Genomic DNA, 14,851 nt, shown 5'->3' with positions numbered 1-14,851 from the left:
GCTTAACGGCCCGGCGTCATCGCCTGCGTTAAGTCATCCACCACGGCCTTGCCCATCTCACACAGATAATGCGCAGCCCATGCATATTGCTCACCGCGCACATCCATGGCGGCTTCCATCGCGAGTTTCTTGGAGTAAAAAAGTAGGGTGGAGGCGTGTTCCAATGCTTCCTCAATCGGCATGCCGGAATTAACGCGGAGCAGTGGTTTTTGGTTTTCGCCGTAGTCGCCGAAGGTGACTAAGCCGAGGGTGATGATGGAGGAAAGCGGTGGATCGGGAACGATCTTGGACATGGTTTTTCCTTAGGTTAATAAGTAGAAACCGCCACGGCATGTCGCTAAACATGGAAAGGTGGCAGCTGTGCGCGGGTTAGCGAACCGGTAACCTAGGAACCCGGTAGACCCGAAGGTCTCCCGCGCACAGCCGCCATAACACGATAAGGCGAGCAAAATGGCTAGCCAGGGTGATTTAGGGCGTTGAACCTACGTTTCTCGGGTCGCTAAACCCAGCCGCTGTTTTGCAGCGACCCGAGGAGGCTAGACACTCAAATCCTATGGCGCAATAGGCCAGGGATTCTCTAGGAAACGTCCTGCAATTTAAAGCGAATCGTCGTTGATGGCGCTTTAATCCGCAAACCTGATCTCCCGCGTCTCCCCCATCAACAACCCCTGATTCTGCTCCGTCACTTCCCGGATGTAATCCCACAACAACGTAATCCGCTTCAACTTCCTCAAATCCTCCCGGCAATACATCCAGAACTGTCGCGTAATCGCGATCTGCTCCCCCAGCACCGGCAACAACCGCGGGTCCTGCGCTGCCAGAAAGCACGGCAATATCGCCATCGACCGGCCTTGCTGCGCCGCCACGTACTGCGCGATCACGCTGGTGCTGCGCAAACTCGCGCTGGCGCCGGGCACGACGTTGGCCAGGTACAGCAGCTCCGAGCTGAACGCCAGGTCATCCACGTAGCTGATAAATGGATGTTCGGCCAAGTCCGCAGGTGTGCGAATCGGCGGGTGTTGGTCGAGGTAGTCCTGGGTGGCGTACAGCTGCAGTTTGTAGTCGCACAGTTTGCAGCACACATACGGTCCGTGTTCCGGGCGTTCCAGGGCGATGACGATGTCGGCTTCGCGCTTGGACAGGCTGATGAAGTGGGGCAGGGGCAGGATGTCCACCGAGATCGCGGGATAAGTGTCGACGAAATGGCTCAGTTGCGGGGTGACGAAGAAGCTGCCGAAGCCTTCGGTGCAACCCATGCGCACATGGCCCGACAGTGCCACGCCGGACCCGGACACCTGTTCGCAGGCCATGTGCAGTGTGCTTTCGATGGATTCGGCATAACCCAGCAACCGCTGGCCTTCGCTGGTGAGCACGAAGCCGTTGGTCCGGGATTTTTCGAACAGCAGCGTGCCGAGGGACACTTCCAGTGAACTGATGCGTCGCGACACGGTGGTGTAGTCCACCGCCAGGCGCTTGGCGGCCACGCTGGCCTTGCGGGTGCGCGCCACTTCGAGGAAAAACTTCAGGTCATCCCAGTTCAGGGCGCCCAGGGAGGTGATGTTTTTTTGCATATTGGACCGGATTTTATGTGCGTTCTTATTAGAGATTTGCACATCTATACTCCAAAAACAGTCCGAACGCCTCATTCTTCAAGGCGATTCAACGCCTTGGTTCTCTGCATAACGATAAGATTCTGGAGACCACATGAACGCATCTGCCGATATTTCCGTGCAACAGGTCAAGTTGCTGATCAACGGCGAGTGGGTCGAGTCCAAAACCACCGAGTGGCAAGACATCGTTAACCCGGCCACCCAGCAAGTGCTGGCCAAAGTCCCGTTCGCCACTGCCGATGAAGTCAACGCCGCCATTGACGCTGCCCATCGCGCTTTCCAGACCTGGAAGCTGACACCGATCGGCGCGCGCATGCGCATCATGCTCAAGCTGCAAGCCTTGATCCGCGAACATTCCAAGCGCATTGCTGTAGTCCTCAGCGCCGAGCAGGGCAAAACCATTGCCGATGCCGAGGGCGATATTTTCCGTGGACTGGAAGTGGTCGAACACGCCTGTTCCATCGGCACCCTGCAAATGGGCGAGTTCGCCGAGAACGTGGCCGGCGGCGTGGATACCTACACCCTGCGCCAGCCTATCGGCGTGTGCGCCGGCATCACCCCGTTCAACTTCCCGGCGATGATTCCGCTGTGGATGTTCCCGATGGCGATTGCCTGCGGTAACACCTTTGTACTCAAGCCGTCCGAGCAGGACCCGTTGTCGACCATGCTCCTGGTGGAGCTGGCGCTGGAAGCCGGCGTACCGGCCGGCGTGCTCAACGTGGTGCATGGCGGCAAGAGCGTGGTGGATGCACTGTGCACCCACAAAGACATCAAGGCGGTGTCCTTCGTCGGTTCGACGGCCGTCGGCACCCATGTCTATGACCTGGCAGGCAAGCACGGCAAACGCGTCCAATCGATGATGGGCGCCAAGAACCATGCGGTGGTGCTGCCGGATGCCAACCGCGAGCACACCCTCAACGCCCTGGTCGGCGCCGGTTTCGGCGCGGCGGGCCAGCGTTGCATGGCCACCTCGGTGGTGGTGCTGGTGGGTGCGGCCAAGCAGTGGCTGCCAGATCTCAAGGCGTTGGCACAAAAGCTCAAGGTCAATGCAGGCAGCGAAGCCGGCACGGATGTCGGCCCGGTGATTTCCAAGCGCGCCAAGGCACGCATCCTTGAACTGATCGAAAGCGGCGTGAAAGAAGGCGCCAAGCTGGAGCTGGATGGCCGCGATATCAAGGTGCCGGGCTTCGAACAAGGTAACTTTGTCGGCCCGACTCTTTTTTCGGGCGTGACCACCGACATGCGCATCTACACCGAGGAAATCTTCGGCCCGGTGCTGGTGGTGCTGGAAGTCGACACCCTCGATCAAGCCATCGCCCTGGTCAACGCCAACCCGTTCGGCAACGGCACAGGTCTGTTCACCCAGAGCGGTGCGGCGGCGCGTAAATTCCAGAGCGAAATCGATGTGGGCCAGGTCGGCATCAACATCCCCATCCCGGTGCCAGTGCCGTTCTTCAGCTTCACCGGCTCCCGCGGTTCCAAGCTCGGCGACCTGGGCCCTTACGGCAAGCAAGTGGTGCAGTTCTACACTCAGACCAAAACCGTCACCAGCCGCTGGTTCGACGATGACACGGTCAACGATGGCGTCAACACTACCATTAACCTGCGCTGAACCTGGGAGACGATCATGAAGATTGCATTTATCGGCCTGGGCAACATGGGTGCGCCCATGGCCCGCAACCTGATCAAGGCTGGGCACGCGCTTAACCTGTTCGACCTGAACCAGGCGGTACTCAAGGAACTCGCCGAACTGGGCGGCACCATCAGCAGCTCGCCGCGTGATGCGGCCCAGGGCGCCGAACTGGTGATTACCATGCTGCCGGCCGCCGCCCACGTGCGCAGCGTGTGGCTGAATGAAGACGGTGTACTCGCCGGCATCGGCAAAGGCATCCCCGCCGTGGATTGCAGCACCATTGACCCGCAAACCATCCGTGAAGTAGCGGCTGCGGCAGCCAAACAAGGCGTGGACGTGGCCGATGCGCCGGTCTCCGGTGGCACCGGCGGTGCCCAGGCGGGGACGCTGACCTTCATGGTCGGAGCCAACCCGGAATTGTTCGCCACCCTGCAACCGGTGCTGGCGCAGATGGGCCGCAACATCGTGCACTGTGGTGATGTCGGCACGGGGCAAATCGCCAAGATCTGCAACAACCTGCTGCTGGGTATCAGCATGGTCGGCGTCAGTGAAGCCATGGCCCTGGGCGATGCACTTGGCATTGATACACAAGTGCTGGCCGGCATCATCAACAGCTCCACGGGGCGCTGCTGGAGTTCCGATACCTACAATCCTTGGCCAGGCGTGATCGAGACCGCGCCATCATCGCGTGGCTATACCGGTGGTTTTGGTGCCGACCTGATGCTCAAGGATTTAGGCCTGGCCACCGAAGCTGCACGCCAGGTGCACCAGCCGGTGATCCTCGGCGCAGTGGCCCAGCAGCTGTATCAATCGATGAGCCAGCGTGGGGAAGGGGGCAAGGACTTCTCGGCGATCATCAACAGCTATCGCAAGCCCAAATAAAAACCTGTGGCGAGGGAGCAAGCTCCCTCGCCACAGGTTTTGCTGGGTCAGGCAAACACAAAATACTTACGCACCGTCTCGACCACTTCCCACGTTCCTTTCATCCCCGGTTCCACCACAAAGATATCCCCAGCCCGCAAGTGGATCGGCTCCATGCCTTCAGGCGTGATCACGCAGTAGCCTTCCTGGAAATGGCAGTATTCCCACTTCACGTATTCCACGTACCACTTGCCCGGCGTGCAGATCCAGGTGCCCATGATCTTGCTGCCGTCTTCGCTGGTGTAGGCGTTGAGGTTGACGGTGTGCGGGTCGCCTTCGAGCTTTTCCCATTTGCAGGCATCCAGGACCGGCAGTGGGTGGGTGTCGCGCAGTACGGTGATGGGCTTGGACATGATGACTCCGAGGCAGGGAAGGGAAAGCTCAACCCTAAGGCCTCGGGCGTTGCGCCAGTGGTCTGAACTCGACATTGGGATGCCCAGAAGCGCAGTCACCTGAACACCGCAGTCCCCTGTGGGAGCCGGGCTTGCCCGCGATGACGCTGGCACAACAAGCATCTCCATTGCCTGACACTCCGCTATCGCGGGCAAGCCCGGCTCCCACAGGAGGTCTTGGTGTATCTGAGCGACAGATCTGTGCATCAAACCGCTGTTTCCTCGCAGTAACTGCGAAAGATTTCCCGTGTCGCGCCAGAATTCGCAAGAAAATTCACATCCCTCCCTCGTATCATTCACCTCAGTAACGAGTGAGAGCCTTGCAATGAACCCAATAAAAACGTGGTGGGATATCAGCCCGCCCTTGAGCACGGCCACCCCGACCTGGCCGGGCGATACGCCGTTCCAGGAGGAGCGCGTGTGGCAGTTCGGCCCCGAGTGTCCGGTAAATGTGGGGCGCGTCACCCTGTCGCCGCACACCGGTGCCCATGTGGATGCGCCGCTGCATTACAGCGCTGATGGCGCGCCGATTGGCGAGGTATCGCTGGATGTGTACATGGGCCCTTGCCGGGTATTGCATTGCCTGGGCAGCGGCGCGTTGGTTGAGCCCCATCAGTTGCAAGGGCGTTTGGATAACCTGCCCGAGCGCGTGCTGCTGCGTACTTATCCACAAGCGCCACTGACTGAATGGGATTCGAATTTCACTGCCATCGCTCCGCGAACCATTGAGCTGCTCGCCGGCCTGGGTGTGCGTCTGATCGGTATCGATACGCCGTCCCTGGACCCGCAGCAATCCAAGACCATGGATTCGCACAACGCTGTGGCGCGCCATGGCATGGCGATCCTCGAAGGCATCGTGCTCGATGACGTACCGGAGGGCGACTATGAACTGATCGCGCTGCCGCTGCGCTTCGCCAACCTGGACGCGAGCCCCGTGCGCGCCATTCTCCGCCCGCTCAAGGAGCCCACGCGATGAGCCAATGTCCTTTCTCAGCTGATTACCAACCGCCGGAAGAATGGCATAACGCCGAACTGAATTTTTCCGAGTCCATGAGCTATGGCGATTACCTGGACCTGGGCAAAGTCCTCAGCGCCCAGCACCCGCTGTCGCCGGATCACAACGAAATGCTCTTCATCATCCAGCACCAGACCTCGGAGCTGTGGATGAAATTGATGCTGCACGAACTCAAGGCTGCCAGGGAACATGTGCGCCTGGGTGAGCTGCCACCGGCGTTCAAGATGCTGGCGCGGGTGTCGCGGATCTTCGATCAACTGGTGCACGCCTGGGCGGTGCTGGCGACCATGACCCCGTCGGAATACAAGGCGATTCGCCCGTTCCTGGGGCAGTCGTCGGGGTTCCAGTCGTTTCAGTACCGCGAGATCGAATTCATCCTCGGCAACAAAAGCCCGGCGCTGCTGCGGCCCCATGCTCATCGCCCGGAGTTGCTGCAGCAATTGCAGGTGGCGATTGCCACGCCGTCGTTGTATGACGAGGCCGTAAACCTGATGGTCAAGGCGGGGTTGGCGATTGATCCCAAACGCGCCGAGCGCGACCCGACCGCCGCCACGGTGCACGATGACTCGGTGGAAGCTGCCTGGCGCGAGGTATATCGCGACCCGAGCCGTTACTGGGATTTGTATCAGTTGGCCGAGAAGTTTATCGACCTGGAAGATTCGTTCCGCCAATGGCGCTTCCGGCATGTCACCACGGTGGAGCGCATCATCGGCTTTCAGCCGGGTACTGGTGGTACTGAAGGCGTGGGGTACCTGCGCAAGATGCTCGACACGGTACTGTTCCCTGAACTCTGGCGAGTACGTTCCACGCTCTAATAAAAAAGCCCCGGATTACCGGGGCTTTTTTCTAGGTGAAATACAGTCAATTGTGGGAGCTGGCTTGTCGGGTCGCCGCATCGCTGCGATGGCGGTGTATCAGTCGGCTCATCCATTGGCTGACACGCCGCAATCGCGGGCAAGCCCGCTCCCACAGGGGTTACTGCGCCACGGCAACCTTCCCGTTTCTGATCCGAAACCGATAGGCGATGTAGATAATCCCTACCCACACCGGCATCGCATACACCGACTCGCGAATCCCCGGAATCGCCAGCATCACGCCAATGATCATCACCATGAACGCCAGGCACAGGTAGTTGCTGAACGGGAACCAGAAGGTCTTGAACGACGGCGTCACGCCTTGCTCGCCCATGGCCTTGCGGAACTTGATATGGGTCAGGCTGATCAATGCCCAGTTGATCATCAGCGACGCGACCACCAGGGCAAACAGCAACTCCAGCGCACTGTGCGGCGCGACGTAGTTGACCACCACGCACAGCATCGTCACCAACGCCGAAATCGCCAACGCCCGTAGCGGCACGCCTTGCTTGTTGAGCTTCATCAGCGCCTTGGGCGCATCCCCTTGTTCGGCCAGGCCGAACAGCATGCGGCTGTTGCAGTACACGCCGCTGTTGTACACCGACAACGCCGCGGTCAGCACCACGAAGTTGAGGATGTGGGCGGCGGTGTCGTTGCCGATCAGCGAGAAGATCTGCACAAACGGGCTGCCGCTGTAGGCATCGCCCGACGCGCCGAGGGTTTGCAGCAGTTGATCCCACGGGTACAGCGACAACAGCACGGTCAGCGCACCGACGTAGAAAATTAGAATGCGGTACACCACCTGGTTGATCGCTTTGGGGATCACCTTGCGTGGTTCGCTGGCTTCGGCGGCGGTGATGCCGACCAGTTCCAGGCCACCGAACGAGAACATGATGAAGGCCATGGACATCAACAGCCCCATGCCGCCATTGGGGAAGAACCCACCGTGGCTCCACAGGTTGCTGACCGAGGCTTGCGGGCCGCCGGTGCCGCTGAACAGCAGGTAGCAGCCGAGCACGATCATGCCGACAATCGCCACCACCTTGATGATCGCAAACCAGAATTCGGCTTCACCGAAGAACTTCACGTTCAGAGTGTTGATCAGGTTCACCGCGACGAAGAACACCAGCGCGCTGACCCAGGTTGGAATCTCCGGCCACCAGAACTGGATGTACTTGCCGACGGCCGTCAGTTCGGCCATGCCCACCAGCACGTAGAGCACCCAATAGTTCCAGCCCGCCAGGAAGCCCGCGTAACCGCCCCAGTATTTATGTGCGAAGTGGCTGAAGGACCCGGCCACCGGCTCTTCGACGATCATCTCGCCGAGCTGGCGCATGATCAGGAACGCGATAAACCCGGCTACCGCATAACCCAGGATCATCGACGGCCCCGCCGACTTGAGTACCCCGGCCGAGCCGAGGAACAAGCCTGTACCAATCGCACCTCCCAAGGCGATCAGCTGAATGTGCCGGTTCTTCAGGCCTCGCTTGAGGCCCACCGGGTTAACCATGTCATCCGCCATTAAAATTCCCTTCTACTTGTTTTTCTCAAGGGTGATTGCACGCCGCATCGGCCCCTCAGAACTGCTGAGGGTCAGATATTACTCTGCGTAAACTTTTCGTAATACAACTGAACGCCATCAAGTGTCTGATCCGCCAGCCATTGTTGGATGGATTCGACCATTGGAGGGGGGCCGCACACGTACATATCCGCCGATCTGTCCCGCAATTCGGCCAGGTCGAAATGTTCGGTCAGGTAGCCGCGTTTGCCCGTCCACTCGGCTGAGGCGTCGCTCAGCACTTCGGTGTAGCGAAAGTTCGGGATTTTCGTCGCGTAGGCTTGGATACGTGCCGCTTCACATAAGTCTTCGGCGCCGCGCACGCCGTAGTACAGGTGCACAGGTTGTGTGCAGCCGTTGACGACCAGCTCATCGAGCATGCCCAACAACGCCGACAACCCGGTGCCGCCCGCCACCAGTACCAGCGGTTGGGTGACGTGCCGCAGATAAAACGCACCCAAGGGCGCCTCCATCAGCATTTCATCACCTACCTGGCAGCGTTCACGCAGGTAGTTGCTCATGACTCCGTCGGGCAGCAGGCGTACCAGGAACTGCAACTGATTACCCGGCCGGTTGGCGAAGGAGTAGGAGCGCCAGCTATCGGTGCCGGGCACTGACAGACGCGCATATTGGCCCGGCAAAAAATCCAGTGGCTGGTCCAGTTGCACCTGCAAGATGGCGGTGCTGGTCGAGACCTGCTGCACCGCGCTCACCGTGCCGCGTACCTGCACGGGCCCGGGGGCGTTGCACAGGCTCGAATCAAAGTCGAAATAAAAGGTGGCGTCGGACTTCACCCGAGTCTGGCAACTGAGCATCTTGCGCTGTTGCAGGTCGAGGCTGGAGAGCGCTTCCTCGTCGACGTAGTCCTGGGTGTACTCACCGGATTCGCAACGCCCTTGGCAGGTGCCGCACACACCTTCGCGGCAATCGAGCGGGATCTTGATGCCGTTGCGCAGGGCCGCGTCCAACAGGATTTCATGGGCGCCCACCGGGAAGAACAGGGTCTTGCCATCGGCAAAGCTGAAGGCCACTTTGTGATTCATTCACATGACTCCGTGGATAGGTATGAACCCCTTGTAGGCGCGAGCGAGCTCGCTCCTACAAGGGATGCGGCACCATTACAGGTGATAGAAATCCAGCACCGAATTGATGGTGTCGTTGAGCAGCAAGGCGTGCTTGCGCATGATCAGCCAGCTGTCGCCCGCAGGCTTGAGGCGGTACGTGGCATGCCCATAGAACTGCTCGGACGTGGCGAGGCGATAGAAGAGCGTGTGCCAGTTCAAACGCACCTCCAACGTGTCGTCGGCCTGCTCGGCAATGCGTACGTTATTGATCAGGTGCAAGGTGCGCGGCATCGGCGTGGCAGAGGCGGCTTTGCCGGTGCGCAGGCGGAACACACGGTCCTCCAGGCCCGAGCGGTTGGCGTAGTAGATCAACGACATCTCGCGCTTGGGGTCTTGGGTGTAGACGTGTTCGGAATCCCATTGCGGCAGGTGGAATTCGCTCTGCGGGTCGAACAACTGCACGTAGGCGTCCCAGTCCTGGGCGTCGCACAGTTCGGACTTGCGGTAGAAGAACTGCTCGATCTGGTACTGCAATTGCGCATTCATCACTTCACCTCCCGCAGTGTCAGCGCTTGTCGCTCCAGGCCCTTGAGCAGGAACTGCTGCCAGTTGCGATGCTGGTTGACGTACAAACCTTCGTGGGTGAACTCGGTGCCGGTCATGGCTGGTTGGATGCCAATGGCTTCGCTGTTGGGCGTCGGCCCAGTCTCCCAGCGATGACTGCCTCGTGAGATATCGCTCCAGCGCTCCAGGCGGCCCTGGAAACCGCGCTGGGCTTCGCGAAACTCCACCAGGTCATCCGGCGTGCCCATGCCCGAGACGTTGAAGAAGTCCTCGAACTGGCGAATCCGGTTTTCGCGGTCGGCGTCGGACTCACCCTTGACCCCCAGGCACTGGCTGATGATCTCGGTCTTGTTCCAGGCCACCGGGCGGATGATGCGCAACTGCGAGCTGATCTGGTCGAGAAAGAACAGGCTGGGGTAGATATTCAGGTTGCGCAGGCGGTGCATCATCCACTCGGCCTTCTGCTGGCCGTGTTCTTCTACCAGGCGCGGCATGATGGTGGCGTAGCCGGAGCGCACGCTGGGGTTGGGCATGTCGCTGAACAACACACTGTGGCCGTTATTGAAGGCGAACCAGCCGTCATCGGTATTCGCGTCGCCGGCGCCGAGCTTGCTGTAGTCCAGCGTCGTGCTGGAACCTGCGCCGTTTTCGGTGTTGACCTGCTGGCGATGCTGCACGGTGGCCACGTAGTTGTAGTGCACGGTGCTGACGTGATAACCGTCCAGGCCGTTTTCGTTTTGCAGCTTCCAGTTGCCGTCGTAGGTGTAGGCGGACTTGCCCGGCAGCACTTCCAGCTCACCGGTGGCCGATTGCGCCACCATCATGTCGAAGAACACTTTGGCGTCGCCGAGGAAATCTTCCAGGCTGTTAGTGCCGTTCACGTCCAGGCTGATAAACACAAAGCCCTTGTAGCTGTCGATGCGCGCTTTTTTCAGGCCGCGGGTGGCCTTGTCGAAACCTTCCGGGTATTCCCCCGGCGCCTTGACCTTCACCAGTCGGCCATCGCTCTTGTAGCACCAGGCGTGGAACGGGCAGGTGAAGGTGGACTGGTTGCCCTTGCCCACGCGGGTGAGGGTAGTGCCGCGATGCTGGCAGGCGTTGATCAGCGCGTTGAGCCGGCCTTCGCCGTCGCGGGTGATGATCATCGGCTGGCGCCCGGCGCGCATCGTCACGAAGTCGTGGTTATGGGCCAGTTCGCTTTCGTGGCAGGCGTAGATCCAGTTCTTCTCGAAGATCAGTTCCATCTCCAGGTCGAACAGCTCGGGCTCGGTGAACATGTCGCGGGCGATGCGGAACACTTCATCCGCCGGGCGAAAGTCCAGGCAACTTTCGATAAAGGATTTCCACTGCTCGACGGTTCTTGCACCACTCATGGGAGGCACCTTTTGATCATGGCTAAACGGTGAGCCATTAAGCGGCTGCGATGCGGTGGCGGGCTATCCGCTTAATGGGGGAACGCAGGCCGCAAAGTTGGGCAGCAAATACCCATGGCGGTGCGCGCAGGTGACGGCATGCGCTACTGTGATGGTGGGCGATGGTCGTAAAGCCCTGGGATTTATCCACATAGTCGACCGTTACTATCCACCCAGTGGCCACGCTGCTGGCGTGGCCTGGAACTTGCTGTCGAGGTTCAACGACGCGCCGCCAGAGCGCGCAAATGCCTAACCGCCGTGGGTGCACCCTGATGAGTAGCCAGACACGCGATATTCATATTCAACGCTTCGACCTGGAAGGCGCGCGCAGCTGGATGTCCGGCATCTGCGGGCCCCATCGCCTGGCGACGGCCACCCCCGAGCGCCTGCGCTTTCACCACAGCGCCAACGTGTTCAAGTCCCGCGCCACCACCCTGGGCGTGATCGAATACGGTACCGATGTGACCATCGACATCGAAGACGCCGAGCACTTTCGCAGCTACAGCTTGAGCCTGCCGCTGGTGGGCGAGCAGGAGCTGAGCAAGAACGGTGAGCGCCTCAGTTCCAACCGCGACCAGGGCGTGATCATTTCACCCAATGAGCATCAGGTGCTGGCGATTTCCGGTGACTGCCGCAAGTTGCAGGTGGTGATCACCCGCGCGGCGATGAGCGAGTCACTGGAAGGTTTGCTGCAACGGCCCATCGATGCACCGCTGCGGTTTGAGTCGGTGATGGATGCTGTGGACGGAGCACCGGCCTCGTGGTGGCGCATGGCGCGATACTTCATCGCCGAACTGGAATGCAGCAGCGAGTTGTACGAGCAGGCGGCGTTTACCCGTGACCTGGAAAGCTCGCTGATCAAGGGGCTGATCCTGGCCCAACCGAATAACTACTCTGAAGAGTTGCGCGAGGTGTTGGGGGTAAAACTGCCGCACTACTTGATCCGTGCGCGGCAATTCATCCACGACAACGCCCGTGAAGTGCTGCACCTGGAAGACCTGGAAGCGGCGGCGGGCGTGTCGCGGTTCAAACTGTTCGATGCGTTTCGCAAGTACTTCGCACTGTCGCCCATGGCGTATCTGAAGAAGCATCGGCTGGGGGCGGTGCGCCAGGAAATACTGGAGCAGGGCTCAATGCGCACTATTTCTGAAATCGCCCTGGGCTGGGGGTTTACGCACCTGGGGCGGTTTTCGGCGGAATACCGCAAGCTGTTCGATGAGTCGCCCAGCCAGACATTGCAACGCAAGCGCCTGCGCATTACTTGAACTCGGGTGAGGATCAACAGGTGGGAGCTGGCTTGCCTGCGATAGCGGCCGGCCGATCAACACGATGCCAACTGATCCGCCGCCATCGCAGGCAAGCCAGCTCCCACATGGAGTATGGGGTGCCTGGAGGATCTCAGATCAACTCCTCAACCAGTTGCAGGCAATGAGTCAGCCCCGGCGACCGGTCATTCACCCGCCGGCTGAGGATGATCGGCGAACTCGCCGTCGCCTCCACCACCGGCGTATAGCCAATATCCGCCCGATGCAGCACCTGCACCGACGCCGGCACCAGCGTCACGCCCATACCGGCGCCCACCAGGCCGATAGCGGTCTGCAATTCGTTGGTCCACTGCGCCACCTTCACGCTCAAGCCATGGGCGTCGAACAGCGCGATCACATGGTCGGCATAGCTGGGGCGCGGGTTGCCGGGGTAGAGCACGAAGGGTTCGCCGGCCAATTGGGCGAGGGTGGCCGGAGCGCCCAGCAACGGGTGACCGCTGGGCAGCACCGCCACCAGGCGGTCTTCCACCAGTACGCGCTGGACAATGGCCGGGTCGTCGATGCGAATACGCCCGAAGCCCACGTCAATGCGGCCAGCCTTGAGCGCTTCGACCTGCTGCAAGGTGGTCATCTCCGACAAACCCAGCTCCAGCTCCAGGGCCTCGTGAGTGCGCAGGCGCCGAATCAGCTCCGGCAGCACGCCATACAAGGTCGACGGCGCAAAGCCGATGCCCAGCCAGGTTTTCTCGCCTTGGCCGATGCGCCGAGTGGTGTCGCAGACCTTGTCCAGTTGTTCGAGCAGTACATTGGCGTGCTCATAGAAAAAACGCCCGGCTTCGGTCAGGCGCAAAGGCCGACTGCGCTCCAGCAGCACCACCCCCAGTTCATCCTCCAACTGCTGGATCTGCCGGCTCAAGGGCGGCTGGGCGATGTGCAGGCGTTCGGCAGCCCGGGTGAAGTTAAGGGTTTCGCCCAGCACCTGGAAATAGCGCAAGTGACGCAGTTCCATATCGACTCCTTTCATACCTTGAGGGTATCGCACCAGACCAATTCTATATTGGAACCCCAAAAAAATGCGGCACAGAATCGACGCAAATCTATAAAGAACCCAACGGGTATTGCCATGCCGATTTGCGCCATCGAATCGATCGACACGCTTATTGTTGATCTGCCCACCATTCGCCCGCACAAGCTGGCGATGCACACCATGCAAAACCAGACCCTGGTGATCATCCGCCTGCGTTGTGCCGACGGCATTGAAGGCATCGGCGAAGCCACCACCATTGGCGGCCTGAGCTACGGCAATGAAAGCCCCGACAGCATCAAAATCAATATCGACCGCCACTTTGCGCCGCTATTGATCGGTCAGGACGCGAGCAACGTCAATGCGGCCATGTTGCGCCTGGAACGCAGTATTCGCGGCAACACCTTTGCCAAGTCCGGTATCGAAAGCGCCTTGCTCGACGCGCTCGGCAAACGCCTCGGGCTGCCGGTCAGCGAGCTGCTGGGCGGGCGTGTGCGTGATGCGTTGCCGGTGGCCTGGACCCTGGCCAGCGGTAATACCGAACAGGACATCAACGAGGCCGAGAAAATGCTCGACCTGCGCCGTCACCGCCTCTTCAAATTGAAGATTGGCGCCGGTGAAGTCAGCCGCGACCTGGCCCATGTGATCGCAATCAAGAAAGCCCTGGGCGAGCGCGCCAGTGTGCGCGTCGACGTCAACCAGGCCTGGGATGAAGCCGTGGCCCTGCGGGCATGCAAGGTGCTCGGCGACCACGGTATCGATCTGATCGAACAACCGATCTCGCGCAACAACCGTGGCGGCATGGCCCGGCTCAACCTGTCGAGCCCGGTGCCGATCATGGCCGATGAATCTATCGAATGTGTAGAAGACGCCTTTAACCTGGCCCGTGAAGGCGCGGCCACGGTGTTCGCCCTCAAGATCGCCAAGAACGGTGGCCCTCGCGCTGTATTGCGCACGGCGGCGATTGCCGAAGCGGCCGGCATCGGCTTGTACGGCGGCACCATGCTCGAAGGCGGCATTGGCACCCTGGCTTCGGCCCATGCCTTTCTCACGCTGAATACCCTGGCGTGGGGCACCGAATTGTTCGGCCCGCTGTTGCTCACCGAAGACATCCTCACCGAGCCACCGGTGTACCGCGATTTCCAGCTGCACGTTTCCAGCGCGCCGGGCCTGGGCCTGGCGCTCGATGAAGAGCGCCTGGCGTTCTTTCGCCGTGACAAACACTAAGAGGCCTCTGCCATGTTGTTCCACGTAAAAATGACCGTGAACCTGCCCCTCGATATGCACCCCGAGCGTGCCGCCAGCCTCAAGGCCGAGGAGAAAGCCTTGGCGCAGCGCCTGCAACAAGAGGGCAAATGGCGCCACCTGTGGCGCATCGCCGGGCATTACGCCAACTACAGCGTGTTCGATGTCGACAGCGTCCAGGACCTGCACGACCTGCTGATGCAACTGCCGTTGTTCCCCTACATGGCCATCGAAGTGAACGCGCTGTGCCGCCATCCGTCGTCGATCCATGCGGACGACCGCTGAGCCGGCTTG

15 protein-coding genes are annotated in these 14,851 nt (G+C 60.4%); 7 read left to right on the top strand and 8 right to left on the bottom strand.

Annotated elements, in window-relative coordinates:
- Positions 1–2 precede the first annotated feature (2 nt).
- Positions 3–293 (bottom strand): DUF3077 domain-containing protein, encoded by a 291-nt coding sequence (locus tag AB9N64_RS13015; protein WP_371360342.1) that lies wholly within the window; start codon positions 291–293, stop codon positions 3–5.
- Between the two features lie 330 nt (positions 294–623).
- On the bottom strand, positions 624–1,571 hold the full coding sequence (locus tag AB9N64_RS13010) for a LysR family transcriptional regulator (RefSeq protein ID WP_014719918.1): 948 nt from the start codon (positions 1,569–1,571) through the stop codon (positions 624–626).
- Positions 1,572–1,704: 133 nt separating this feature from the next.
- Between AB9N64_RS13010 and AB9N64_RS13005 the strand changes: the two genes are divergently transcribed.
- Positions 1,705–3,222 carry a CoA-acylating methylmalonate-semialdehyde dehydrogenase gene (locus tag AB9N64_RS13005; protein ID WP_014719917.1) on the top strand — a complete coding sequence of 506 codons (1,518 nt, stop codon included), beginning with the start codon at positions 1,705–1,707 and terminating at the stop codon, positions 3,220–3,222.
- Between the two features lie 15 nt (positions 3,223–3,237).
- Entirely contained in the window at positions 3,238–4,125 is an 888-nt protein-coding gene (gene mmsB, locus AB9N64_RS13000) for a 3-hydroxyisobutyrate dehydrogenase (protein WP_020302522.1), read from the top strand.
- 47 nt (positions 4,126–4,172) lie between these two features.
- Here the strand turns inward: mmsB and AB9N64_RS12995 are convergent, their stop codons facing one another.
- Positions 4,173–4,517 (bottom strand): cupin domain-containing protein, encoded by a 345-nt coding sequence (locus tag AB9N64_RS12995; protein WP_003230905.1) that lies wholly within the window; start codon positions 4,515–4,517, stop codon positions 4,173–4,175.
- Positions 4,518–4,881: 364 nt separating this feature from the next.
- Between AB9N64_RS12995 and kynB the strand changes: the two genes are divergently transcribed.
- Both kynB and kynA read left to right on the top strand, forming a co-directional pair.
- On the top strand, positions 4,882–5,532 hold the full coding sequence (kynB, locus tag AB9N64_RS12990) for an arylformamidase (RefSeq protein WP_054896995.1): 651 nt from the start codon (positions 4,882–4,884) through the stop codon (positions 5,530–5,532).
- On the top strand, positions 5,529–6,386 hold the full coding sequence (gene kynA, locus AB9N64_RS12985; RefSeq protein ID WP_014719914.1) for a tryptophan 2,3-dioxygenase: 858 nt from the start codon (positions 5,529–5,531) through the stop codon (positions 6,384–6,386). The genes kynB and kynA overlap by 4 nt, the downstream gene beginning before the upstream one ends.
- 160 nt (positions 6,387–6,546) lie before the next feature.
- On the opposite strand, the gene AB9N64_RS12980 is transcribed toward kynA, so the two are convergent.
- The 4 genes from AB9N64_RS12980 to antA all read right to left on the bottom strand — a co-directional run bounded on the left by AB9N64_RS12980 (position 6,547) and on the right by antA (position 10,984).
- Positions 6,547–7,947: an amino acid permease gene (locus AB9N64_RS12980; protein WP_044274391.1), complete on the bottom strand. Its 1,401-nt coding sequence runs from the start codon at positions 7,945–7,947 to the stop codon at positions 6,547–6,549.
- Between the two features lie 71 nt (positions 7,948–8,018).
- Positions 8,019–9,026, bottom strand: a complete 1,008-nt coding sequence (gene antC / locus AB9N64_RS12975) for an anthranilate 1,2-dioxygenase electron transfer component AntC (RefSeq protein ID WP_014719912.1) — start codon at positions 9,024–9,026, stop codon at positions 8,019–8,021.
- Between the two features lie 75 nt (positions 9,027–9,101).
- A complete protein-coding gene (antB, locus tag AB9N64_RS12970) occupies positions 9,102–9,593 on the bottom strand; it encodes an anthranilate 1,2-dioxygenase small subunit (RefSeq protein WP_014719911.1) in 492 nt (163 codons plus the stop codon).
- Positions 9,593–10,984, bottom strand: coding sequence for an anthranilate 1,2-dioxygenase large subunit (antA, locus tag AB9N64_RS12965; RefSeq protein ID WP_060768077.1), 1,392 nt, complete (start codon positions 10,982–10,984; stop codon positions 9,593–9,595). The genes antB and antA overlap by 1 nt, the downstream gene beginning before the upstream one ends.
- A 311-nt stretch (positions 10,985–11,295) precedes the next feature.
- Between antA and AB9N64_RS12960 the strand changes: the two genes are divergently transcribed.
- A complete protein-coding gene (locus AB9N64_RS12960) occupies positions 11,296–12,288 on the top strand; it encodes an AraC family transcriptional regulator (RefSeq protein WP_014719909.1) in 993 nt (330 codons plus the stop codon).
- Positions 12,289–12,421: 133 nt separating this feature from the next.
- On the opposite strand, the gene AB9N64_RS12955 is transcribed toward AB9N64_RS12960, so the two are convergent.
- The gene (locus AB9N64_RS12955; RefSeq protein WP_198833724.1) at positions 12,422–13,297 is read right to left on the bottom strand and encodes a LysR family transcriptional regulator; all 876 of its coding nucleotides are present in this window, start codon (positions 13,295–13,297) and stop codon (positions 12,422–12,424) included.
- Positions 13,298–13,411: 114 nt separating this feature from the next.
- Here AB9N64_RS12955 and AB9N64_RS12950 point away from each other — a divergent pair, with 114 nt between their 5' ends.
- On the top strand, positions 13,412–14,539 hold the full coding sequence (locus AB9N64_RS12950) for a muconate cycloisomerase family protein (protein ID WP_137271371.1): 1,128 nt from the start codon (positions 13,412–13,414) through the stop codon (positions 14,537–14,539).
- A 12-nt stretch (positions 14,540–14,551) separates the two neighbouring features.
- Complete coding sequence (catC, locus tag AB9N64_RS12945) at positions 14,552–14,842, top strand: muconolactone Delta-isomerase (RefSeq protein WP_014719906.1); 291 nt, start codon at positions 14,552–14,554, stop codon at positions 14,840–14,842.
- Positions 14,843–14,851 lie beyond the last annotated feature (9 nt).

It is taken from the genome of Pseudomonas sp. KT_2_4 (assembly GCF_041410225.1).
Taxonomy (GTDB): Bacteria; Pseudomonadota; Gammaproteobacteria; order Pseudomonadales; family Pseudomonadaceae; genus Aquipseudomonas; species Aquipseudomonas paracarnis.
This window is presented reverse-complemented; position numbering and strand designations above follow the sequence as displayed.

Bases quoted from the DNA above. Each gene is read 5' to 3' on its own strand.
- kynA (WP_014719914.1), top strand. From the start codon at position 5,529: ATGAGCCAATGTCCTTTCTCAGCTGATTACCAACCGCCGGAAGAATGG.
- AB9N64_RS12995 (WP_003230905.1), bottom strand. From the start codon at position 4,517: ATGTCCAAGCCCATCACCGTACTGCGCGACACCCACCCACTGCCGGTC.
- antA (WP_060768077.1), bottom strand. From the start codon at position 10,984: ATGAGTGGTGCAAGAACCGTCGAGCAGTGGAAATCCTTTATCGAAAGT.
- antC (WP_014719912.1), bottom strand. From the start codon at position 9,026: ATGAATCACAAAGTGGCCTTCAGCTTTGCCGATGGCAAGACCCTGTTC.
- AB9N64_RS12955 (WP_198833724.1), bottom strand. From the start codon at position 13,297: ATGGAACTGCGTCACTTGCGCTATTTCCAGGTGCTGGGCGAAACCCTT.
- AB9N64_RS12960 (WP_014719909.1), top strand. From the start codon at position 11,296: ATGAGTAGCCAGACACGCGATATTCATATTCAACGCTTCGACCTGGAA.
- antB (WP_014719911.1), bottom strand. From the start codon at position 9,593: ATGAATGCGCAATTGCAGTACCAGATCGAGCAGTTCTTCTACCGCAAG.
- AB9N64_RS12950 (WP_137271371.1), top strand. From the start codon at position 13,412: ATGCCGATTTGCGCCATCGAATCGATCGACACGCTTATTGTTGATCTG.
- AB9N64_RS13010 (WP_014719918.1), bottom strand. From the start codon at position 1,571: ATGCAAAAAAACATCACCTCCCTGGGCGCCCTGAACTGGGATGACCTG.
- AB9N64_RS12980 (WP_044274391.1), bottom strand. From the start codon at position 7,947: ATGGCGGATGACATGGTTAACCCGGTGGGCCTCAAGCGAGGCCTGAAG.
- AB9N64_RS13015 (WP_371360342.1), bottom strand. From the start codon at position 293: ATGTCCAAGATCGTTCCCGATCCACCGCTTTCCTCCATCATCACCCTC.
- kynB (WP_054896995.1), top strand. From the start codon at position 4,882: ATGAACCCAATAAAAACGTGGTGGGATATCAGCCCGCCCTTGAGCACG.
- mmsB (WP_020302522.1), top strand. From the start codon at position 3,238: ATGAAGATTGCATTTATCGGCCTGGGCAACATGGGTGCGCCCATGGCC.
- catC (WP_014719906.1), top strand. From the start codon at position 14,552: ATGTTGTTCCACGTAAAAATGACCGTGAACCTGCCCCTCGATATGCAC.
- AB9N64_RS13005 (WP_014719917.1), top strand. From the start codon at position 1,705: ATGAACGCATCTGCCGATATTTCCGTGCAACAGGTCAAGTTGCTGATC.